Origin of the sequence: Streptomyces lichenis, from assembly GCF_023218175.1 — a bacterium.
Lineage (GTDB): Bacteria > Actinomycetota > Actinomycetes > Streptomycetales > Streptomycetaceae > Streptomyces > Streptomyces lichenis.
The window spans coordinates 178,562-200,115 of sequence record NZ_JALPTH010000013.1 but is presented as its reverse complement, the minus strand read 5'-3'; the positions used below and the strand labels follow the sequence as shown (position 1 = coordinate 200,115).

The 21,554-nt window shown below is 72.5% G+C and carries 21 protein-coding genes; 13 read left to right on the top strand and 8 right to left on the bottom strand.

Features of this window, described 5'->3' with window-relative positions; all coding sequences use genetic code 11:
* On the bottom strand, positions 1 to 602 hold a 602-nt coding region (locus M1O15_RS15680; protein ID WP_248634446.1), incomplete at its 3' end, for a HEAT repeat domain-containing protein.
* Between the two features lie 556 nt (positions 603 to 1,158).
* Between M1O15_RS15680 and M1O15_RS15675 the strand changes: the two genes are divergently transcribed.
* Together M1O15_RS15675 and M1O15_RS15670 are read left to right on the top strand one after the other, a co-directional pair.
* The gene (locus M1O15_RS15675; RefSeq protein ID WP_248634445.1) at positions 1,159 to 2,943 is read left to right on the top strand and encodes a 3-hydroxyacyl-CoA dehydrogenase family protein; all 1,785 of its coding nucleotides are present in this window, start codon (positions 1,159 to 1,161) and stop codon (positions 2,941 to 2,943) included.
* A gap of 145 nt (positions 2,944 to 3,088) precedes the next feature.
* Positions 3,089 to 3,943, top strand: a complete 855-nt coding sequence (locus M1O15_RS15670; RefSeq protein WP_248634444.1) for a TetR family transcriptional regulator — start codon at positions 3,089 to 3,091, stop codon at positions 3,941 to 3,943.
* A 10-nt stretch (positions 3,944 to 3,953) separates the two neighbouring features.
* Here M1O15_RS15670 and M1O15_RS15665 read toward each other — a convergent pair whose 3' ends face one another.
* Positions 3,954 to 5,009: a hypothetical protein gene (locus M1O15_RS15665; protein WP_248634443.1), complete on the bottom strand. Its 1,056-nt coding sequence runs from the start codon at positions 5,007 to 5,009 to the stop codon at positions 3,954 to 3,956.
* Between the two features lie 463 nt (positions 5,010 to 5,472).
* Between M1O15_RS15665 and ccrA the strand changes: the two genes are divergently transcribed.
* From ccrA to pssA, 7 genes are all read left to right on the top strand, one after another.
* Positions 5,473 to 6,810, top strand: coding sequence for a crotonyl-CoA carboxylase/reductase (gene ccrA / locus M1O15_RS15660; protein ID WP_248634442.1), 1,338 nt, complete (start codon positions 5,473 to 5,475; stop codon positions 6,808 to 6,810).
* Between the two features lie 35 nt (positions 6,811 to 6,845).
* Complete coding sequence (locus tag M1O15_RS15655; protein WP_248634441.1) at positions 6,846 to 8,858, top strand: ethylmalonyl-CoA mutase; 2,013 nt, start codon at positions 6,846 to 6,848, stop codon at positions 8,856 to 8,858.
* Positions 8,855 to 9,826, top strand: coding sequence for an HpcH/HpaI aldolase/citrate lyase family protein (locus M1O15_RS15650; protein ID WP_248634440.1), 972 nt, complete (start codon positions 8,855 to 8,857; stop codon positions 9,824 to 9,826). The genes M1O15_RS15655 and M1O15_RS15650 overlap by 4 nt, the downstream gene beginning before the upstream one ends.
* Positions 9,827 to 9,831: 5 nt before the next feature.
* On the top strand, positions 9,832 to 10,386 hold the full coding sequence (locus tag M1O15_RS15645; protein WP_248634439.1) for a MaoC family dehydratase: 555 nt from the start codon (positions 9,832 to 9,834) through the stop codon (positions 10,384 to 10,386).
* A 2-nt stretch (positions 10,387 to 10,388) separates the two neighbouring features.
* Complete coding sequence (locus M1O15_RS15640; protein ID WP_248634438.1) at positions 10,389 to 11,594, top strand: acyl-CoA dehydrogenase family protein; 1,206 nt, start codon at positions 10,389 to 10,391, stop codon at positions 11,592 to 11,594.
* 169 nt (positions 11,595 to 11,763) lie between these two features.
* Positions 11,764 to 12,420 (top strand): phosphatidylserine decarboxylase, encoded by a 657-nt coding sequence (locus M1O15_RS15635; protein ID WP_248634437.1) that lies wholly within the window; start codon positions 11,764 to 11,766, stop codon positions 12,418 to 12,420.
* Positions 12,407 to 13,279: a CDP-diacylglycerol--serine O-phosphatidyltransferase gene (gene pssA, locus M1O15_RS15630; RefSeq protein WP_248634436.1), complete on the top strand. Its 873-nt coding sequence runs from the start codon at positions 12,407 to 12,409 to the stop codon at positions 13,277 to 13,279. The genes M1O15_RS15635 and pssA overlap by 14 nt, the downstream gene beginning before the upstream one ends.
* A gap of 94 nt (positions 13,280 to 13,373) precedes the next feature.
* On the opposite strand, the gene M1O15_RS15625 is transcribed toward pssA, so the two are convergent.
* Positions 13,374 to 13,931 carry a GNAT family N-acetyltransferase gene (locus tag M1O15_RS15625; protein WP_248634435.1) on the bottom strand — a complete coding sequence of 186 codons (558 nt, stop codon included), beginning with the start codon at positions 13,929 to 13,931 and terminating at the stop codon, positions 13,374 to 13,376.
* 121 nt (positions 13,932 to 14,052) lie between these two features.
* Complete coding sequence (locus tag M1O15_RS15620) at positions 14,053 to 15,207, bottom strand: glycerate kinase (RefSeq protein ID WP_248634434.1); 1,155 nt, start codon at positions 15,205 to 15,207, stop codon at positions 14,053 to 14,055.
* 228 nt (positions 15,208 to 15,435) lie between these two features.
* Here M1O15_RS15620 and M1O15_RS15615 point away from each other — a divergent pair, with 228 nt between their 5' ends.
* The 3 genes from M1O15_RS15615 to M1O15_RS15605 are packed head-to-tail and all read left to right on the top strand — an operon-like array spanning position 15,436 to position 17,042.
* On the top strand, positions 15,436 to 15,729 hold the full coding sequence (locus M1O15_RS15615; RefSeq protein ID WP_248634433.1) for a hypothetical protein: 294 nt from the start codon (positions 15,436 to 15,438) through the stop codon (positions 15,727 to 15,729).
* Between the two features lie 39 nt (positions 15,730 to 15,768).
* On the top strand, positions 15,769 to 16,266 hold the full coding sequence (locus M1O15_RS15610; RefSeq protein ID WP_248634432.1) for an NUDIX domain-containing protein: 498 nt from the start codon (positions 15,769 to 15,771) through the stop codon (positions 16,264 to 16,266).
* A 56-nt stretch (positions 16,267 to 16,322) separates the two neighbouring features.
* Positions 16,323 to 17,042 (top strand): SIR2 family NAD-dependent protein deacylase, encoded by a 720-nt coding sequence (locus tag M1O15_RS15605; protein ID WP_248634431.1) that lies wholly within the window; start codon positions 16,323 to 16,325, stop codon positions 17,040 to 17,042.
* 21 nt (positions 17,043 to 17,063) lie between these two features.
* Here M1O15_RS15605 and M1O15_RS15600 read toward each other — a convergent pair whose 3' ends face one another.
* From M1O15_RS15600 to M1O15_RS15590, 3 genes are all read right to left on the bottom strand, one after another.
* Entirely contained in the window at positions 17,064 to 17,591 is a 528-nt protein-coding gene (locus M1O15_RS15600; RefSeq protein WP_248634430.1) for a methylated-DNA--[protein]-cysteine S-methyltransferase, read from the bottom strand.
* Positions 17,592 to 17,603: 12 nt separating this feature from the next.
* Positions 17,604 to 19,079: a DNA-3-methyladenine glycosylase 2 family protein gene (locus M1O15_RS15595; protein ID WP_248634429.1), complete on the bottom strand. Its 1,476-nt coding sequence runs from the start codon at positions 19,077 to 19,079 to the stop codon at positions 17,604 to 17,606.
* A 102-nt stretch (positions 19,080 to 19,181) separates the two neighbouring features.
* Positions 19,182 to 19,565: a VOC family protein gene (locus M1O15_RS15590; protein ID WP_248634428.1), complete on the bottom strand. Its 384-nt coding sequence runs from the start codon at positions 19,563 to 19,565 to the stop codon at positions 19,182 to 19,184.
* A gap of 151 nt (positions 19,566 to 19,716) precedes the next feature.
* On the opposite strand from M1O15_RS15590, the gene M1O15_RS15585 reads away from it, so the two are divergent.
* Positions 19,717 to 20,925, top strand: a complete 1,209-nt coding sequence (locus M1O15_RS15585) for an LmeA family phospholipid-binding protein (RefSeq protein WP_248634427.1) — start codon at positions 19,717 to 19,719, stop codon at positions 20,923 to 20,925.
* 64 nt (positions 20,926 to 20,989) lie between these two features.
* On the opposite strand, the gene M1O15_RS15580 is transcribed toward M1O15_RS15585, so the two are convergent.
* The gene (locus M1O15_RS15580; protein ID WP_248634426.1) at positions 20,990 to 21,448 is read right to left on the bottom strand and encodes a hypothetical protein; all 459 of its coding nucleotides are present in this window, start codon (positions 21,446 to 21,448) and stop codon (positions 20,990 to 20,992) included.
* Between the last annotated feature and the right edge of the window lie 106 nt (positions 21,449 to 21,554).

The following is a 21,554-nucleotide window of genomic DNA, read 5'->3' as shown; positions in this document are numbered from 1 at the left end:
GGGGGGGGGGGGGGGGGTGGGCGGGGGGGGGGGGGGGGGGGGGGGAGGGCGCGGGGGTCGCCGAGGGTGCCGAGGCCGTCGGCGCAGGCGGCGCCGACACGCCAGTACGGGTCGCCAGGGGTGAGTCGGCGTCGGAGGACGGTGATGAGCGCGGGGACCGATTCGGGGGCGCGCAGTTCGGCGAGGAGCCGTACGGGGAGCAGGGCGTAGGCGACCCGGAGTTCGTTGGTGGCGAGGGCGGCGGCCGCGCGGGCGGTGCGGGGGTCGCCGAGGCGGGCGAGGGCGTAGGCGGCGGAGACGCAGCGGTCGGGGTCGCGGTGGTTGAGGAGGAGGACCAGCGTCTCGAAGGCGCGCCGGTCGCCGGCCAGGCCGAGGCGGAAGGCGGCGGTCTCGCGGGCCCAGAGCGGTTGGCCGGGCCGGGTGAGGACGGCGGCGAGTTCGTCGGTGGAGGCGGCGGGGCCGGTCAGGTGCGCGAAGGCGGCGGGGTCGTCGGCGGCCTCCTCGCGCAGCCGGTGCACCAGGGAGCGGAACTCCTCGTCGGAGAGAGGGCCCTCGGATGCGGAGTTCCTGGCGGCGCGGCTGGGGTTCTCGGCGGCGTCCATGGGGGTCAGTATCCAGCGCGAGGGCGACCCAGATCACAGGATCCGGATAGTTCGCAGGGCTGGCGCGCTCGTTACTCGCTGGTTAAGCTCAAGTGAGCGGGTCACACCCGCATCCGTCGTGGCGGCCTGGTGACGCAGCCGCCGCGACCGCCAGTCGGTTCGGCATCTTCGTACGGCGCGGCCCCGGGACAGGGCCCGCCGGTTCTCCTCCCGCGATCGTGTGCGGCCGTGCGGCCGGCCCCTCGGCCCCCGCCCGGACCCTCCCGCGTACGTCGCGGTTCCACCGCCGCCTGCCCGGGCGCACCCCGGCTCGACCACCGCTCCCGGGCACGCCCCGACCGCGGGCCATGGGCGTGCGGGCGGCGTGCGCGTCGTGATGCAGCGGACGAGTCGCCGACCGGCCCGGGGTTCGGGACGATCACCGGCCGGACGGTTCCGTTGCGGCGCGCACGCCCACGCCCGTATCCCCTGCCGCATCCGCGCGCCGCGCCCCGCATTCCCTCGTGCCGCCGGCGCGCGCCCCTCCTCAGTCGTCACTCATCCCTGGAGTCCCCTGATGGACACCCCTCTCTCCACCATCGCCGTCGTCGGTCTCGGCACCATGGGCACCGGTATCGCCGAGGTCCTGGCCCGTGCGGGCCGCGAGGTCGTCGGCATCGACATCAGTGAGGCCGCCGCCCGCCGTGCGGTGGACGCGCTGGCCGCCTCCACCGCCCGCTCGGTGGCCCGTGAGCGGCTCACCGAGGAACAGCGGCGCGAGGTGCTCGCCCGCTTCCGTACCTTCACCGAACTCCGGGCGGCCGCCGACGCGGACCTGGTCATCGAGGTGGTGCCGGAGTCGTACGAGGCCAAGCAGGAGGTGTTCCGGGCGCTGGACGGCATCGTCCGGCCGGACGCCATCGTCGCCACGGGGACCAACGCGCTGTCGGTGACCCGGCTGGCGGCTGAGTCGGCGCGGCCCGAGCGGGTGCTCGGGATGCACTTCTTCAACCCGGCGCCGGCGATGAAGCTGGTGGAGGTGGTGTCGTCGGTGCTCACCTCGCCGGCGGCGGTGGCCGCGGTCACGGACCTGGCCCACGCGCTGGGCAAGGAGCCGGTGGCGGTCGGGGACCGGCCGGGGTTCGTGGCCGACGGGCTGCTCTTCGGGTATCTGAACCAGGCGGCCGCGATGTACGAGTCGAAGTACGCCTCGCGGGAGGACATCGACGCGGCGATGCGGCTGGGCTGCGGGCTGCCGATGGGGCCGCTGGCGCTGCTGGACCTGATCGGGGTGGACACCGCCCGCACCGTGCTGGACGCGATGTACGCCGAGTCCCGGGACCGGCTGCACGCTCCGGCGCCGATCCTGCGCCAGTTGAGCGAGGCCGGCCTGACCGGGCGCAAGTCGGGGCGGGGTTTCTACACATACGAGAGCCCCGGCAGTTCGGTGGTGGTGCGGGATGCCGCGACTCCGCTGGAGGGCGGGCCGGTGGCGGCTCCGGCGCGGGAGGTGCGCTCGGTGGGGGTCGCCGGGTCGGGGACCATGGCGAGCGGGATCGCGGAGGTCTTCGCCAAGGCCGGGTACGCGGTGGTGCTGGCCGCGCGGTCGCCGGAGAAGGCGGAGGCGGCGAAGGGGCGGATCGCCGGTTCGCTGACCCGGTCGGTGGCGAAGGGGCGGCTGTCGGCACAGGACGCGGAGGCGGTGCTGGCGCGGATCTCGCCGGCCGGGTCGCTGGACGCGTTCGCCGAGGTGGATCTGGCGGTGGAGGCGGTCGCGGAGGATCTGGCGGTCAAGCGGGAGCTGTTCGCCACCCTGGACAAGGTGTGCAAGCCGGGGGCGGTGCTGGCCACCACGACCTCCTCGCTGCCGGTGGTGGCCTGCGCCCGGGCCACCTCCCGCCCGCAGGACGTGATCGGGATGCACTTCTTCAACCCCGCGCCGGCGATGAAGCTGGTCGAGGTGGTGCGGACGGTGCTGACCTCCGACGAGGTGCACGCCACCGTGCGCGAGGTCACCGCCAGGATCCGCAAGCACCCGGTGGACTGCGGTGACCGGGCCGGGTTCATCGTGAACGCGCTGCTCTTCCCGTACCTCAACAACGCGATCAAGATGGTCGAGGAGCACTACGCCTCGCTGGACGACATCGACGCGGCGATGAAGCTGGGCGGCGGCTATCCGATGGGCCCGTTCGAGCTGCTGGACGTGGTGGGGCTGGATGTCTCGCTCGCCATCGAGCGGGTGCTGCACCGGGAGTTCCGGGACCCGGGGCTGGCCCCGGCGCCGCTGCTGGAGCACCTGGTGGCGGCCGGCTGCCTGGGCCGCAAGACCGGGCGCGGCTTCCGCGAATATGCCCGGCGCTGACGGGACCGTGCCCGGCCCGGAGCCGTACGGGGAGTGGGGAGGGCTGCTCGGGCCCTCCCCGCACCCTTCCCGGGGGACCGCCGAGGACCCCGCCGGCCGTGGACCTCGGGCGCGCTCCCCCGCCCGTATGCAGTACGTTCATGGCATGTCCCAGCCCGCCAGGTCACCCCGTGCCACCTCCTCGCAGCCCTCGCGGGCGGCCTCCCGGACCGAGCCGCCGGAGACTCCCGCCGGTGGGCGGGCCGCCGCGCAGCGGCTGAAGATGCGGCGTGAGCTGGCGGCCGCGGCGATGGAGCTGTTCGCGACCAAGGGGTACGAGGCGACGACCGTCGACGAGATCGCGGCGGCGGCCGGGGTGGCCCGGCGCACCTTCTTCCGCCACTTCCGCTCCAAGGAGGAGGCGATCTTCCCGGACCATGACGACACCCTGGTCCGCGCGGAGGCGGTGCTGAACGCGGCACCGGCGCACGAGCACCCGCTGGACACGGTGTGCCGGGGGATCAAGGAGGTCATGAAGATGTACGCGGCCTCCCCTGCGGTGTCGGTGGAGCGCTACCGGCTGACCCGTGAGGTGCCGACGCTGCGGGAGCGGGAGATCGCCTCGGTGGCCCGCTACGAGCGGCTGTTCACGCGCTATCTGCTGGGCCACTTCGACGAGCGCGACCACCATGACGGCAATGACGACCCGCTGCTGGCGGAGGTCGCGGCCTCGGCGGTGGTGACCGCGCACAACCATGTGCTGCGGCGCTGGCTGCGGGCGGGCGGGCAGGGCGATGTGGAGGCGCAGCTGGACCACGCCTTCGCGATCGTGCGGGACACCTTCGGTACGGGGATAGGCGCGGGGCGGTCGGGGTCGGTGCCGTCCCCCCCCGCGGCGGCCGCGGCCGAGCCCGCCGCCGCGGCGACGGCGACCGGGGACGTGCTGGTGGCGGTGGCCCGTACCGACGCGCCGCTTGAGGAGATCATGGGCGCGATCGAGCGGACGCTGAAGAACCGGTAGGGCGCGGCCCTCAGAAGGGGTCGGCCCAGGGCCGTTCCCGGCGCTCCTCGTAGAGCGCGCGCAGCCAGGGGCGGCGGACTTCCGGCAGCCGGGCCAGGGTGTGGAAGAAGACGTCCCCGGCCGGGCGGAACCGGTACCAGGGCCGCAGGGGCAGCGGGTCGTCGCGTTCGACGCCTTCGGGCAGCCCGCCGGTGACCGGGAGCAGCACGCGCTCCGGTGCGCGAGCCAGCCACACCCACACTGCGGCCTCCAGGGGCACGGGGATCGTGCCGCCGGGCGGTCGCCACACCTCGCCGGTCCCCGGGTGGCGGGGTACCAGGGCGAGGTCGGGCGAAGGGGCGGTGGCGGGCAGTCCGGGGCCGGCCAGGGCGACGGTCCGGGCGCCCGGGCCGGGCGGCAGCAGCGTGTCGAGCGCGCGGCGGAAGAGGGGCGCGAGCGGGCCGTCGGGGACGGCGAGCGGGGTGCCGTCGGAGGCCGCGAGCAGTCGGGCGAGGGCGGCGCCGACGGTCGCCTCCCAGCGGGGGTTCCAGCCGCCGGACAGGTCGATGGGCGCGCTGCCCTCCCCGGCCACGACCTCGTCCCAGCCGGCGGCGGGCGCCTCGGGCTCGTCGCGGATCCGGCGCACCGCCCGTGCCTCCAGCCACACCACCTGCCAGAGCGGGCAGTCGTCGATCCGGGTGGCGACCGGCCGGGCGCAGCGCAGGCAGGCCAGGTTGGGGCCGTCGCTCCCGTCCAGCCCGCAGCAGTGGCCGCCGCAGCGGTCGGGGATCACGGCGGTGTTGCGGAGGTCGCCGGGGGCGAGGGCCACCGCGCCCTGCGCCCCGAAGGAGAGGGCGCACACCGGCGCGTGGACGCCCTGGGCCTCGGCCTCCTCGGGGGAGATCTCGCTCCACCGGCGCCACGGCGGTCCGGAGGGGGCCGGGTCGACGGCGTAGGTCCCCGGTCCCATCAGGACGGGCGCGGTGGCGTGGTAGCCGTGCTTCTGGTGGGCGCTGTCCGGCAGAGCCACCCGGGTCAGCGGTGCCGTCAGCTCCGCACCGCATCCCGTACATCCGAAAATCGTCAACCGGACCTCTTCCCACGCTGCCGCCGATGGGGATCCTCTCCCCCGCCGACTACCCCTGACCAGCAGTTTTTCTTGGGAAGCGGTTCCATTCGATCGATCATCGCTCATCTGTGACATCCAGATGACAACTGAGAGAAATTCCTGGCACTCAGTGTCTTGCCGACTGGCACGCGGTGTCATACGTTGAAGTCGTCCGGGCGGCCGGCGTGCCGAGGTCTCCTCGCACGCCGGCTGTCCCCGCAAGCCACCCGGCTCGTGCGCCCGGACGCCTGCGTCACAGGCACCTTTCGCGCACCACCCCGCGCTGCCGAGCACCACCCGGCCGAACCGACGGCACCCCTCCGCACCACATCCGCAGCAGCAGCACCACCGACGTTCCCCTCAGCGTCCCTGACGCCTCCTCCGCACCAGGCCCGAGCTCCCTCGCCGGGCCGGAGGAGACACACCCGCCGGAGGCACCACCGTGAAGGACATCCTGGACGCGATCCAGTCGCCGGAGACCACCTCCGCCGACTTCGCCGCTCTCCCGCTGCCCGAGTCGTACCGCGCGGTCACCGTCCACAAGGACGAGACCGAGATGTTCGAAGGGCTCGCCACCCGCGACAAGGACCCGCGCAAGTCGCTGCACCTGGACGACGTGCCGCTGCCCGAACTTGGCCCGGGCGAGGCGCTGGTGGCCGTGATGGCCAGCTCCGTCAACTACAACTCGGTGTGGACCTCGATCTTCGAGCCGCTGTCCACCTTCGGCTTCCTGGAGCGCTACGGGCGCGTCTCGGAGCTGACCAAGCGGCACGACCTGCCGTACCACATCATCGGCTCCGACCTGGCGGGCGTCGTGCTGCGCACCGGCCCCGGGGTCAACGCCTGGCAGCCCGGCGACGAGGTCGTGGCGCACTGCCTGAGCGTGGAGCTGGAGTCCTCGGACGGGCACAACGACACCATGCTCGACCCGGAGCAGCGGATCTGGGGCTTCGAGACCAACTTCGGCGGGCTCGCCGAGATCGCCCTGGTCAAGTCCAACCAGCTGATGCCCAAGCCGGACCACCTGAGCTGGGAGGAGGCCGCCTCGCCGGGCCTGGTCAACTCCACCGCGTACCGGCAGCTGGTCTCCCGCAACGGGGCCGGGATGAAGCAGGGCGACAACGTGCTGATCTGGGGCGCGAGCGGCGGGCTCGGCTCGTACGCCACCCAGTTCGCGCTGGCCGGCGGCGCCACCCCGATCTGTGTGGTGTCCTCCCCGGAGAAGGCGGACATCTGCCGGGCCATGGGCGCCGAGGCGGTCATCGACCGCAACGCGGAGGGCTACCGGTTCTGGAAGGACGAGGAGAACCAGGACCCGAAGGAGTGGAAGCGCTTCGGCAAGCGCATCCGCGAGCTCACCGGCGGCGAGGACATCGACATCGTCTTCGAGCACCCGGGACGGGAGACCTTCGGCGCCAGCGTGTATGTGACCAGGAAGGGCGGCACGATCACCACCTGCGCCTCGACCTCCGGCTACATGCACCAGTACGACAACCGCTACCTGTGGATGTCGCTGAAGCGGATCATCGGCTCGCACTTCGCCAACTACCGCGAGGCGTGGGAGGCCAACCGCCTGATCGCCAAGGGCAAGATCCACCCCACGCTGTCCAAGGTGTACGCCCTGGAGGACACCGGCCAGGCGGCCCACGACGTCCACCGCAACGCCCACCAGGGCAAGGTCGGGGTGCTCTGCCTCGCCCCGGAGGAGGGGCTGGGCGTCCGCGACGCCGAGAAGCGCGCCCAGCACATCGACGCGATCAACCGCTTCCGGAACGTGTGATCCAGCGGAACGCACGAAGTCTCTGAGAGGTCTGAATGACCGAGCGCCAGAAGGACCGGCCGTGGCTCATGCGGACGTACGCCGGCCACTCCACGGCCGAGGCGTCCAACGAGCTGTACCGGCGCAACCTCGCCAAGGGCCAGACCGGTCTGTCCGTCGCCTTCGACCTGCCCACGCAGACGGGGTACGACCCGGACCACATCCTGGCCCGCGGCGAGGTCGGCCGGGTCGGGGTGCCCGTCTCGCACCTGGGTGACATGCGGCGGCTGTTCCAGGAGATCCCGCTGGAGCAGATGAACACCTCGATGACCATCAACGCCACCGCCATGTGGCTGCTGGCGCTCTACCAGGTGGTCGCCGAGGAGCAGGGCGTGGACATCGCCAGGCTCCAGGGGACGACGCAGAACGACATCGTCAAGGAGTACCTGTCGCGCGGGACGCATGTCTTCCCGCCCGGGCCGTCGCTGCGGCTGACCACCGACATGATCACGTACACGGTCAACCACATCCCCAAGTGGAACCCGATCAACATCTGCTCGTACCACCTCCAGGAGGCCGGGGCGACGCCGGTCCAGGAGATCTCCTACGCGATGTCCACCGCGATCGCCGTGCTGGACGCGGTCTTCGCCTCCGGGCAGGTGCCCGAGGAGAAGAAGGGCGATGTGGTGGCCCGGATCTCGTTCTTCGTGAACGCGGGCGTCCGCTTCGTCGAGGAGATGTGCAAGATGCGCGCCTTCGGGCGCATCTGGGACCGCATCACCCGGGAGCGGTACGGCATCGTGAACCCCAAGCACCGCCGGTTCCGCTACGGGGTGCAGGTCAACTCCCTCGGGCTGACCGAGGCGCAGCCGGAGAACAACGTCCAGCGGATCGTGCTGGAGATGCTGGCGGTCACCCTGTCCAAGGACGCCCGGGCGCGGGCGGTGCAGCTGCCGGCGTGGAACGAGGCGCTGGGGCTGCCCCGGCCGTGGGACCAGCAGTGGTCGCTGCGGATCCAGCAGGTGCTGGCGCACGAGAGCGATCTGCTGGAGTACGAGGACATCTTCGCCGGCTCGCATGTCATCGAGGCCAAGGTGGACGCCCTGGTCGAGGAGTGCCTGGCGGAGATCGACCGGATCCAGCAGATGGGCGGCGCGATGGCGGCCGTGGAGTCCGGCTATCTGAAGTCGCAGCTGGTCTCCTCGCACGCCGAGCGGCGGGCCCGGATCGAGGCCGGCGAGGAGAAGATCGTCGGCGTCAACATCTTCGAGACCACCGAGCCCAACCCGCTCACCGCCGATCTGGACACCGCCATCATGACGGTGGACCCGGCCAACGAGGCGCGGGTGGTGGCCGCCCTGCACGAGTGGCGGGACAACCGCGACGAGCCGCGCGCCCAGGAGTCGCTGGCCGCGCTGAAGGCCACCGCGGCCGGGGACGGCAACCTGTTCGCGGCCACCCTGGAGTGCGCCCGCGCGGGTGTCACCACCGGCGAGTGGGCGTGGGCGCTGCGGGACGTGTTCGGCGAGTTCCGGGCGCCGACCGGGGTGTCCTCGGCGCCGATGGCGGTCGCCGCCGAGCAGGGCAGCCTGCTGGCCGCCGTACGGGAGAAGGTGTCCCGGACGGCGGACGAGCTGGGCTCGGGCCGGCTGCGGCTGCTGGTGGGCAAGCCGGGTCTGGACGGGCACTCCAACGGTGCCGAGCAGATCGCCGTACGGGCCAGGGACGCCGGGTTCGAGGTGGTCTACCAGGGCATCCGGCTCACCCCGGAGCAGATCGTGAACGCCGCCCTCGCGGAAGACGTGCACTGCGTCGGCCTGTCGATCCTGTCCGGGTCGCACGCCGAGCTGGTGCCGGACGTGCTGGGGCGGCTGCGCGTGGCCGGCGCGCCCGACATCCCGGTCATCGTCGGCGGGATCATCCCCGGTGCCGACGCCGCCGAACTGAAGCGGGCGGGTGTGGCCGCCGTCTTCACCCCGAAGGACTTCGGCATCACGGAGATCATCGGCCGTATCGTCGACGAGATCCGCACCGCCAACAAGCTCGACCCTCTGGAGGTCCCCGCATGACCCCGACCGCTTCGGTCAACCGGCTCCGTCCGCGCCGCTCCTGCCTGGCGGTGCCCGGTTCCAACCCGCGCTTCCTGGAGAAGGCCCAGGGCCTCGCCGCCGACCAGGTCTTCCTGGACCTGGAGGACGCCTGCGCCCCGCTGGCCAAGCCGGAGGCCCGGCACACCATCGTGAAGTTCCTCAACGAGGGCGACTGGACCGGCAAGACCCGGGTGGTCCGGGTCAACGACTGGACCACCGAGTGGACCTACCGCGATGTGGTGACCGTGGTGGAGGGCGCCGGTCCCAACCTGGACTGCATCATGCTGCCGAAGGTGCAGGACGCGGCCCAGGTGAGGGCGCTGGACCTGCTGCTGACACAGATCGAGAAGACCGTGGGCTTCGAGGTCGGCCGGATCGGCATCGAGGCGCAGATCGAGAACGCCCGCGGGCTGAACAACGTCAACGAGATCGCCGAGGCCTCGCCGCGGGTGGAGACCATCATCTTCGGCCCGGCCGACTTCATGGCCTCCATCAACATGAAGTCGCTGGTGGTCGGCGAGCAGCCGCCCGGCTACCCGGCGGACGCCTACCACTACATCCTGATGAAGATCCTGATGGCGGCCCGCGCCAACGACCTCCAGGCGATCGACGGCCCCTACCTCCAGATCAAGAACGTGGACGGGTTCCGGGCGGTCGCCGGGCGGGCCGCGGCCCTCGGCTTCGACGGCAAGTGGGTGCTGCACCCGGGCCAGGTGGAGGCGGCGAACGAGGTGTTCTCGCCGTCCCAGGAGGACTTCGACCACGCGGAGCTGATCCTGGACGCCTACGACTACTACACGTCCGAGAAGGGCGGCAAGAAGGGCTCGGCGATGCTCGGCGACGAGATGATCGACGAGGCCAGCCGGAAGATGGCGCTGGTCATCTCCGGCAAGGGCCGGGCCGCCGGCATGACCCGCACCTCCTCCTTCGAAGCCCCGGAGGCCTGATCGCCATGCAGTTCGGACGCACCTACGAGGAGTTCGAGGTCGGGGCCGTCTACAAGCACTGGCCCGGCAAGACGGTCACCGAGTACGACGACCACCTGTTCTGCCTGCTGACGATGAACCACCACCCGCTGCACCTGGACAGCAACTACGCGGAGCAGACGACCGACTTCGGCCGCAACGTGGTGGTGGGCAACTACGTGTACTCGCTGCTGCTGGGCATGTCGGTGCCCGATGTGTCGGGCAAGGCGATCGCCAACCTGGAGATCGAGTCGCTGCGGCATGTGGCGCCGACCTTCCACGGCGACACCCTCTACGGCGAGACCAGGGTGCTGGACAAGACCCCGTCGCGGTCCAAGGACGACCGGGGAATCGTGTACGTGGAGACCAAGGGCTACAAGCAGGACGGCACCCTGGTGTGCGTCTTCCGCCGCAAGGTGATGGTGCCCACCGAGACGTACGTCAAGGAGCGCGGCGGCGAGCAGCCGGGCCGCCCGGAGCTCGTCGAGCCCCCGCGCAAGGCCGACTCGGGGCCGGCGGCCTCGCGGAAGACGGAGAAGTAGTCATGGCACGACTGGCGCAGACCCACGGTCTGACCGACGTCCAGCAGGAGATCGTCTCCACGGTCCGCGACTTCGTGGACAAGGAGATCATCCCGGTCGCGACCCAGCTGGAGCACCGGGACGAGTACCCGCAGGACATCGTGGACGGGCTGAAGGAGCTGGGGCTCTTCGGCCTGATGATCCCGGAGGAGTACGGCGGGCTCGGCGAGTCGCTGCTGACCTACGCGCTGTGCGTGGAGGAGATCGCCCGCGGCTGGATGTCGGTGTCCGGCATCATCAACACCCATTTCATCGTGGCGTACATGCTCAAGCAGCACGGCACCCAGGAGCAGCGGGACACCTTCCTGCCGCGGATGGCGGCCGGCGAGGTGCGGGGCGCGTTCTCCATGTCGGAGCCGGCGCTCGGTTCGGACGTGTCGGCCATCACGTCCAAGGCGGTGAGGGAGGGTGAGGAGTACGTCCTGAACGGCCAGAAGATGTGGCTGACCAACGGCGGCTCGTCCACTCTGGTCGCCGTTCTGGTGCGGAGTGACGAAGGACACCCCGAGGGCACCGCCCCGCACAAGTCGATGACCACCTTCCTGGTGGAGAAGGAGCCCGGGTTCGGCGAGGTGCGGCCGGGGCTCACCATCCCCGGCAAGATCGACAAGATGGGCTACAAGGGGGTCGACACCACCGAGCTCATCATGGATGGCCTGCGCGTTCCGGCCAATCGGGTCCTGGGCGGCACCACCGGCCGGGGCTTCTACCAGATGATGGACGGCGTCGAGGTGGGCCGGGTGAACGTGGCCGCCCGTGGCTGCGGTGTCGCCCAGCGTGCTTTCGAGCTGGGTGTGGCGTACGCGCAGCAGCGCCACACCTTCGGCAAGGCCATCGCCCAGCACCAGGCCATCCAGTTCAAACTGGCCGAAATGGCTACCAAGGTGGAGGCCGCCCATGCGATGATGGTGAACGCCGCACGCAAGAAGGACTCCGGGCAGCGCAACGACCTGGAAGCAGGGATGGCGAAGTACCTCGCCTCCGAATACTGCAAGGAGGTCGTCGAGGACGCCTTCCGTATCCATGGCGGATACGGGTTCTCGAAGGAGTACGAGATCGAGCGCCTCTACCGCGAGGCTCCGATGCTGCTCATCGGTGAAGGTACCGCCGAGATCCAGAAAATGATCATTGGTCGGCGGTTGTTGGAAGAGTACCGGTTCCAGGGCTGAATGTCGCTTTTCGGTCGGTTCGGCCGCGAAGAAGATCACACCCTGTCATCGTCTTCCGGCCTCCGACTCGGCTTCTGGCTTTCCCAGTTGCGGGCCGCACCCGATAGCATCGCTGAAAAGCCGCCGTCCCCCGTCACCCGCGCGGCGCCATCCGCTACGAAGGTCATCCATGCCCCACAGCCAAACCTCTGCATCTCGCGACAGCCTCTCTGGCATGAGCATCGCTCGCGGAGCATCGCCGTGGCTTCTGCCGACCGTCGCCACCGCTGCCCTCAGCCTCGCCCGCTCCCGCCGCTCCAAGGGGGCCAAGGCGCTGGCCGTGCCCGCCACCGCGCTGGCCGCCGGCATGCTGTGGTTCTTCCGCGACCCCGAGCGCGAGATCGCGCAGGGCCGGGTCATCTCGCCCGCCGACGGTGTGGTGCAGAGCATCATGCCGTGGAAGGACGGCCGGACCCGGGTCGCCATCTTCATGAGCCCGCTCAACGTCCACGTCAACCGCGCCCCGCTGGCGGGCACGGTGACGTCGGTCGAGCACATCCCGGGCGGGTTCGTGCCGGCGTTCAACAAGGAGAGCGAGAACAACGAGCGCGTCGTCTGGCACTTCGACACCGAGCTCGGTGACATCGAGATGGTGCAGATCGCCGGCGCCGTGGCCCGGCGGATCGTGCCGTACATCCCGCAGGGCACCAAGGTCGAGCAGGGCGAGCGCATCGGTCTGATCCGCTTCGGTTCGCGGGTCGACATCTACCTTCCGGAAGGTGTCGAGGTGGACGTCGAGGTCGGTCAGACCACGACCGCGGGGGTGACTCGCATTGACCGTGATTGATCCCGAGACACCGGCGAACTGGGTGGCCGAACCCGAGGACGACGAGACCCGGGAGGAGACCGAGGACATGCCGCTCTCGCTGCGGCTGTCGATAGCGGACACCCTCACCCTGGGCAACGCGACCTGCGGTTTCATGGCGGTGTACTTCACCACCACCGGCATCCTCATCCCGCACCTCACCGGCAGCGACGAGTCCGGCATGGCCCGGCACTCGGCCGCCACCGCGGTGATCCTGATGCTCTGCGCGGCGGTCTTCGACCTCTTCGACGGGCTGGTGGCGCGCAAGCTCCGCAGCTCCCCGATGGGCGCCGAGCTGGACAACCTGTCGGACCTGATCAGCTTCGGTCTGGCCCCGGCGTACTTCGTGCTGGTGTACGGGATGGTCGCGGACGACGCGCACCAGCGGGTGTCCGCGGTGGCCGCGATCGTGGTGCTGCTGGCGGTGGTGCTGCGGCTGGCCCGGTTCTCCTGTGTGACGGTGAGAGACGGCGTGTTCCAGGGCATGCCGAGCCCCTTCGGCGCGCTCACGGTCGTCTCGATCGTGCTGCTTGAGCTGCCGTTCGTGCCGACGCTGCTGGCGATCATCGGCACCGCCTGGCTGATGGTGAGCCGGGTCGAGTACCCCAAGCCGCGCGGGATCCTCGCGGTGGCGATGCTCAGCTGGATCGTCGGCGCCATGGGCATGCTGGCGGCCTGGGCATTCGACGCCCCCGCCGGGCAGCTGCTGCTCCAGATGGGCTGTGTGCTCCAGGTGGTCCTGGGCGCCGTGATCCCGCTCTTCGCGACCGCCCGGCGGGTGAACACCTTCCGCGGCAACCGGCGCGAGAGCCGGGAGGCCCGGACGGCGCAGCTCCCCTGACGGACGCGGAGAACGAAGGGCCCGGTGGCGAGTATTCGCCACCGGGCCCTTCGTCGTATGCCGGGGGCCGGGCACGCGGGCTGTTGTGCGGCGGCTAGAGCCGCTTGTAGTAGTACGTGGTGGGGTGCGGGTCGCCGGCCGGGGTGAGTGCGTAGTCGGGGACGGTCCCGGCCGGGGTCCAGCCGACCCGGCGGTAGAGCCGTTCGGCGGCGCCGCCGGTCTCGGTGTCCAGCACCAGCAGGGTGAGCCCGGCGAGCCGGGCCGCCGCCTCGGCGGTGGCCAGCAGCTCGGCGCCCAGCCCCCGGCCGCGCGCCTCGGAGTGCACCAGCAGCTTGACCAGGTCCCCGCGGTGCGGCTGGTTGGGCATCGGCGCCCGGACCAGGCTCACCGTGCCGACGAGCCGGCCGCCGGCCCCGTACGCCGCCCAGACCCGCCGGGTGCCCCGCTCCATCCGCTCGGCGACCCCGCGCCACCAGCCGGCCGCGTCGGCCCGGCTGAGCGGTGCCAGGAAGCCCACCGAGGCGCCGCCCGCCACCGCGTCCAGCAGCAGCGAGGCGAGTCCGTCCCCGGCCTGGTCGCGGACCAGCCGCGCGGTGAGCGGTCTGATCCGGGCGGCGGTGGCCGGGACAGCGGTGGAGGCGGGGTCGGTCATGGGATTAGCGTGGCACGGGGGTGTTACGGGACGGAGTGGTGCTGTTACGCGGAGATGACGCCGCCCGGGGTCGCGGGCGGCGTCATCGGTGCGTAACGGGCTCAGCACGGGAGTCCCGGGCTCAGCGCAGGAAGTCCCGGGCCAGGTTCTCCGCGGCGCGCTCCAGCAGCGGGCCCGCCTCGGCCATGGACCGGGCCGGGTCCGGCTCCAGCTCGGCCAGGGCGTAGGCGCGGCGGATGCCCGCCCGGCCCAGCGCCTCCGGCGGCAGGGCGAGCCGGCCGCAGACCGCGACGGTCTCCACCCCGGCCTCCCGGGCGGCGGCGGCCACCCCGGCCGGGGCCTTGCCGTGCAGGGTCTGCTCGTCCAGCGAGCCCTCACCGGTGATCACCAGGGTGGCCCGGGCCAGCGCCGGGGCGAAGCCGAGCACGTCCAGCATGACGTCGATCCCGGGGCGGAAGCTCGCGCCGAGGCCCACCAGGGCGCCGTAGCCGATGCCGCCGGCGGCGCCCGCGCCGGGCGACTCGGCCAGCTCGGCCGCGTCCCGCACGCCCGAGGCGGCGAGCACCGAGGCGTAGTGCGCCAGGGCCGCGTCCAGGTCGGCCACGTCCTCCGGCGAGGCGCCCTTCTGCGGACCGTATACGGCCGGGGCGCCCTTGGGACCGGTCAGCGGATTGTCGACATCGCTGGCGAGGACCAGCTCCACCTCGGCGAAGCGGGGGTCGAGCCCGGAGAGGTCGGCGGTGGCGAGCTGCTTCAGTCCCCCGCCGCCCGGGCCCACCGGCTCGCCGTCCGCGTCCAGGAACCGCGCGCCGAGGGCGGCGAGCATCCCGGCGCCGCCGTCGGTGGTGGCGCTCCCGCCGACCCCGAAGACGATGGTGCGGGCGCCCGCGTCCAGGGCGGCGCGCAGCAGCTCCCCGGAGCCGTAGGTGGTGGCGGTCAGCGGGGCGAGCCCGTCCCTGGGGAGCAGCTGGAGCCCGGAGGCCTCCGCCATCTCCACCACGGCGGTGCCCTCACGCAGCGCCAACGCCGCGGTGACCGGTTCGCCGACCGGTCCGGTGACCCGTACCTCGTGCCGGGTGAACCCGGCCGCCACCGCGGCCGCCACCGTGCCGTCCCCGCCGTCCGCGACGGGGAGCGTCTCCACCTCCAGATCGGGGACGACGCGACGGAGGCCGGCCGTCACCCGCTCGGCGACCTGCACGGCCGTGAGCGAACCCTTGAACTTGTCGGCCGCGACCAGTACGCGCGCGGCCTCAGAAACTGCTCCGTCCGCCACCGTGGTATCCCTTGCTTTCGAACAGGCAGTCGCGCCGAGGCCGACCCTATCCGGAGGGCCGGAGGCCTGACCAGCCCCGGCCGAGCCGTATCCGCCGGTCGGACAGCGGTCGGACGGACGAAGACGGCAGGGGACGGTTGCGACGGCTTCCGACGGTTTTCGGACGTGGCGGAATTCCCTCTTCCGCACGGCTCGCATCGTTGGGCCGTTCGTGTGACGCTGGCCACTATGACGTGGGCATCGTGGACGACGACCGACGTGTACACGGGCAGTGGCGGGGTTCGCACCGACGAGCTCGGCATCGTCACCGGCAATGTCACCGTGCACACCACCTGGGCGGGTGGCGAGGCGCTGATCGCCATCCAGTACAGCGGGGCCTCCGAGTGGTTCACCATGACCGGATCACCCGTGCCCTGCGCTTCGGAACGGGACAGCCGCGATCTGCACGACGCGGTGGTGGAGGCGGTACGGGAGGGCCGCGGAGCCCGGGTACCGACCCCGGTCGCCCGGCCGCCGGGCTGAGCCACCGGCACCCGTGCGCGGGTGGCTAGGCTGCCGAGGGTGACCTCCAGCGACTACGCCACCTATATCGCCGGGCTCCCCCGGGTGCTCGCCGGCGCCGCCACGCTCTTCCGGGACGCCGGCGGCCGGGTGCTGCTCGTGCGGCCGAACTACCGCGACGGCTGGGCGCTGCCCGGCGGCACCATCGAGTCGGACACCGGGGAGACGCCCCGGCAGGGCGCCCGCCGGGAGACCCGCGAGGAGATCGGCCTCGATGTGGAACCGGGCCGGCTGCTGGTGGTGGACTGGGTGCCGGGCCCGGGGCGGCCGCCGATCGCCGCCTGGATGTTCGACGGCGGGATCCTCGGCGAGGAGCAGCTGAGCGCCATCCGGCTCCAGGAGGAGGAGTTGCTGGAGTGGCGGCTGGTGGAGCCGGCCGAGCTGGAGCGGTATCTGCTGGGCCAGCTGCGCCACCGGGTGGCGGCGGCGCTGGAGTCGCTGGCGGCGGACGCCGGGGCGGTGGAGCTGGAGAACGGCCGCCGGCCGGACGTGCGTTGACACCTGCGGGAAAAGGCGTTGGTGGCGGCCCGGGCGGGCTGCGTACGCTCGCGGGTATGACCCTTGTCGCCATCCTCAGCGGTGCCGGCATCTCCACCGACTCCGGTATCAGCGACTACCGCGGCCCCGACGGGCTGTGGCGGCGCGATCCGGACGCCGAGAAGCTGGTGACCTACTCGTCCTACATGGCCGATCCGGAGATCCGCCGGCGGGCGTGGCGGATGCGGCGCGACGGCCCGGGGCTGCGGGCCCGGCCCAACACCGCGCACACCGCGATCGCCGAGCTGGACCGGACGGACGGCTTCGCGGTGCGGGTGCTCACCCAGAACGTGGACGGGCTGCACCAGCTCGCCGGACTGCCCGACCGCAAGGTACTGGAACTGCACGGCACCGCGCGGGCGGTGCTGTGCACCGGCTGCCATGCCCGCTCCCCGATGGCGGACGCGCTGGCGCGGGTGGACGCGGGCGAGGAGGATCCGGTGTGTGAGCTGTGCGGCTCCGTCCTGAAGTCGGCGACGGTGATGTTCGGGGAGCGGCTGGACCCGGTGGTGCTGGGCCAGGCGATGGCGATCGCCAAGGCCGCGGAGGTGTTCCTCGCGGTGGGGTCCAGCCTCCAGGTGCAGCCGGCGGCCTCGCTGGCGGGGATCGCGGCGGAAAACGGGGCGCGGCTGGTGGTGGTGAACGCCGAGCCCACCCCGTATGACGAGTTCGCGGACGAGGTGGTCCGCGAGCCCATCGGCACCGCGCTGCCGGCCCTGCTCAGGCAGCTCGCCTAGTCGCCGTATCCCGGGCAGGGGTCAGAAGAGCGTGCCGGCCGCCGCCGGGCGCCTCCCCGTCCCGCCGGTGGTGCTGGTGCCGCTTTCGAAGGCGAGCAGCCGGCGCTTGTTCTCCAGCCCGCCGCCGTATCCGGTGAGGCTGCCGTTGGCGCCGACCACCCGGTGGCAGGGCACGATGATGATGAGCGGGTTGCGGCCGTTGGCGAGGCCCACCGCGCGGGAGGCGGTCGGCGCGCCGAGTTCCCGGGCCAGCTCCCCGTAGCTGCTGGTCTGCCCGTACGGGATGGTCAGCAGCCGTTCCCAGACCTGCCGTTGGAACGGGGTGCCGGCCAGGTGCAGCGGCAGGTCGAAGGCGGTGAGCTCGCCGGTGAAGTACGCGTCGAGCTGGCGGACCGCCTCGGTGAACGGGCGCGGGTCGGGCTCGCCGAAGGACTCCTCGGGCGGCCGGTAGCGCTGCCCGGCCATGTACACCCCGCTGAGGACGCCATGGGTGGCGACCAGGGTGAGCGGGCCGTAGGGGCTGTCGACCACGGTGTGCCGGCGGTGCATGACGGGTGCTCCTCAGCTGGGCAGGGTGTTGATCGGGTGGTTGTCGGTGGCCCACAGATGCTGGACAGCGTAGGCGCGCCAGGGCCGCCAGGGGGCGGTGCGGGCGGTGAGCGCGGCGGGGGTGGCGGGCAGGTCGAGCCGCTGGGCCGCCTTGCGGACGCCGAGGTCGGTGGCGAGGAAGGCGTCCGGGTCGCCGAGGGCGCGCATGGCGATGGTCTCGATGGTCCAGGGGCCGATGCCGGGCAGTTCGGCCAGCCGGTCGCGGGCCTCGTCCCAGTGGGTGTCGGGGCCGAGCCGTACGGTGCCGTCGGCCAGCGCGGCGACCAGGGTGGTCAGGGTGGTGCGGCGGCTGCGCGGCAGCGCCAGGGCCTCCGGGTCGAGCGAGGCCAGCGCCCCGGGGCTGGGGAAGAGGTGGGTGAGGCCGCCGTCGGGGTCCTCGACGGGCTTCCCGTGCGCGATGACCAGCCGGGCGGCGTGGGTGCGGGCGGCGGCGGTGGAGACCTGCTGGCCGAGCACCGCGCGGACGGCGAACTCGGCCGGGTCGACGGTACGCGGCACCCGCCGGCCGGGGGCCGCCGCCACCAGCGGGGCGAGCATCGGGTCGGCGCTCAGCTGCTCGTCCACGGCGAGCGGGTCGGCGTCCAGGTCGAGCAGCCAGCGGCAGCGGTTGACGGCGAGGGTCAGATCGCGCGGGTCGGTGAGGGAGAGCCGGCAGCCGATGTGCCCGGGGCGCGGGGTGAGGGTGACGATGCCGTGGCCGTGCGGCAGGGCGAGGGTGCGCCGGTAGGCGCCGTCGCGCCACTCCTCCACGCCCGGGACGCCGGTGGCGGCGAGGTGGCCGAAGAGGTTGCCGGGGGTGAGCGGGGTGCGGTGGGGCAGCCGCAGCTCGATGGTGCCGGGGCTGGCCCCGACGGCCCCCGCCCGGCGGGCCGCCCGGGCCCGCAGTTCTCCGGGGGCGAGCGCGAAGACCTCGCGCACGGTGTCGTTGAAGGTGCGCACCGAGGAGAAGCCGGCGGCGAAGGCGACATGCGCGAAGGGCAGTGCGGTGGTCTCGATGAGCACCCGGGCCGTCTGGGCCCGCTGGGCGCGGGCGAGGGCGAGCGGTCCGGCGCCGAGTTCGGCGCGCAGCTGGCGTTCGATCTGGCGGGCGGAGTAGCCGAGCCGGGCGGCGAGACCGGGCACGCCCTCGCGGTCCACCACGCCGTCGCGGATCAGCCGCATCGCCCGGGCGACGGTGTCGGCGCGGGCGTTCCACTCCGGTGACCCGGGGCTGGTGTCCGGTCGGCACCGCTTGCAGGCCCGGAAGCCGGCCCGCTGGCAGGCGGCGGCGCTGGGGTAGAAGATCATGTTCTCGGCCTTGGGCGGCACGACCGGGCAGCTGGGCCGGCAGTAGATGCGGGTGGTGAGTACGGCGGTGAAGAACCAGCCGTCGAACCGTGCGTCCTTGGACCGCACGGCCCGGACGCAGTGCTCGGTGTCGGTGTGCATGGGATCAGCATCCAGCAGCGGCGGCCCCGGTCGCTGGCAGGAAAACGACATCGGCGGCGGGGGCCCGGGCGGGACCCCTCTCCGCCGCTCACGGACCGGGGGTCACACGGGCTGGATCCGGGTGCGCAGCAGGCAGAACTCGTTGCCCTCGGGGTCGGCGAGGACGTGCCAGCTCTCGTCACCGGTCTGGCCGATGTCCACCGGCTCGGCGCCGAGGGCGAGCAGTCGTCGCAGTTCGGCGTCCTGGTCCTGGTCGGTGGGGCTGACGTCGATGTGCAGCCGGAGCTTGGCCGGGCGGGGGTCGCCGGTCGGGCTGAGGATCAGGGTGGGCTGGGGGCCGCCGAAGCCTGCGCCGGGCGGGCCGATCTCGATGGATCCGTCCTCGTCCCGGCCGAGTTCGGCGTAGCCGAGGACCTCGCTCCAGAAGGCGGCCAGCCGGCCGGGGTCCGTCGCGTCGATGACCAGTTCACTGATGCGGCATGCCATGGCCGTCACTGTACGAGATGGCACCGCACGAGATGGCCGGGTCGCGCCGCCGGTGCGGGACGTGGCCAAGGTCTCGTCGGCGCGCGGCGGCTCGGCTTGCGGCGACCGGCGGGGCCCATGATGGGATGTGGTGATGCGATCCCCCACACGCATGACATCACAACGCCCCAATCCCTACGACGAACTGGCCGCGCTCGCCGACCCGGAGCCCGACTTCGGAGCGGAGCGTGACGCCGGCCGCGACGACTTCGCCGATCTGACCGGCGCCGTCAGCTCGGACCGCGAGCGGGAGGAGTGGTCCCCGCCTCGGCACCGCTCCCACCGGGGCAGGAGCCGGCTGGCGGGGGTGCCCGTGGTGCTGAAGCTGGGGGCGACCGCGCTGGTCGGCGCGGTGCTGCTGGTCGCCGGTGACCGGCTGGCCGTGGCGTACGCGGAGCAGAAGACCGAGGAGAGTATCCAGCAGTCGCTGCACCTGGCCGCCCGTCCGCAGGTGGACATCGACGGGTTCCCCTTCCTCACCCAGGTACTGGACAAGCGGATCGACCGGGCGCGGGTCACGGTCCCGGACGTGGCGGCGAGCAAGGTGTCGCTGGCCGAGGTGCAGGCGACCGCGCAGAACATCCATGTCGTCGGCGACCTGCCGAGCTCGGTGCAGGGGGCCGTCATCGACCGGATGGACGGTGGCGTACTGCTCTCCTTCGATGATCTCAGCCGTGAACTGGGTGCCTCCCAGCTGAAGTTCAGCAAGGCCGGGAAGCGGGAGGTGCTGATCACCGGCACCCTGCCGGTGGCCGGCCGGGAACTGCGGCTCCAGGCGAGGGCGACGGTGGGGGCACAGGGCGGCAGGTCGCTCTCCACGACGATCGCGGGGATGCGGCTGGATGTGCCGGGGCTGTTCACCTATCGCCCGGGCGAGGGCCCCGAGGCGGGGCTGCGGTTGCACCCGGCGGCCGCCCGCCGGATCAGCTCCACCGCCGCCGAGGCCAAGGCGCTGCTCGGGGTGCCCGCGCTGACCCGGCGGCTGGGGCTGCCGAAGTCGGCGGTGGACCGTGCGCTGCACGGCGAGGAGGAGCTGCACCGGCTGACCGGATCGCCGCGGTTCCTCCAGCAGTTGAGCCAGGTCAACCTGGTGGACCTGGTGGTCGAGCACCCCTGGCTGCTGGAGAAGGCGGGCATCGATCCCGGCCTGGTGGACGCCCTGCTGAAGCTGCGGCCGCCGGCCCTGACCGACCGGCTCTCCTTCTCCTACGCGCTGCCCGAGTCGGCCCGGGACATCCGGGTGCGGGATGTGTCCGTGGAGGAGTCGGGTATCCGGGCCCGGTTGGTGGGCACGGGGCTGGCCTTCGGCTCGACGGAATAGCGCTTGTGAGGACCAGCGCGCTTGAGGGCTGGTGCTTGCGGGGGCTGGTGCTTCTGGCGCGGGGTCAGCGGGGTGGTGGCGCCTGGTAGAGGCCGCGGCCGGCGCGGTGGGCGCGGGAGGTGGCGACGAGCCGGTCCAGGGTGCCGCGTACGGTGTTGATGGCGTTGTTGGAGGTGTCCCGGCCCAGCAGCGCGGCCACGTCCCGGGCCCGCATCGCCGCTCCGCCGTGCGCGGCCAGGATGGCGGCCACCTGCTCGGTCAGTCCGCCGGGCCAGCCCGCGGGCCCGGCGTCCGCTCCTCCGATCGCCGCCTGGTGGGCGGGGGTTGCCCGGGGCGCGGCGGGCGAGGCGGAGGCGGTGAGGGCCTGGAGGGCGCCGAGGGCGGTGCGGACGGCGTCCAACCGGCTTGAGACGGCGGCCAGATCCCGTTCCAGATCCGCCTTGCGCTGCTCCAGCCGGGGCAGTTCCTCCCTCAGCAGCGCGGCGGTGCTCGCCACGCTGTCCGTCCCGAGTGTCTGCGGCATGGCCCCTCCCATCGGGCGTCGCGGTTCGGTTTTCAACGGCCCAACGTGGAAAACGTCCACATGATAACGACCGGGGCGAGGGCGGGGAGGGTGGACGACGGGATCG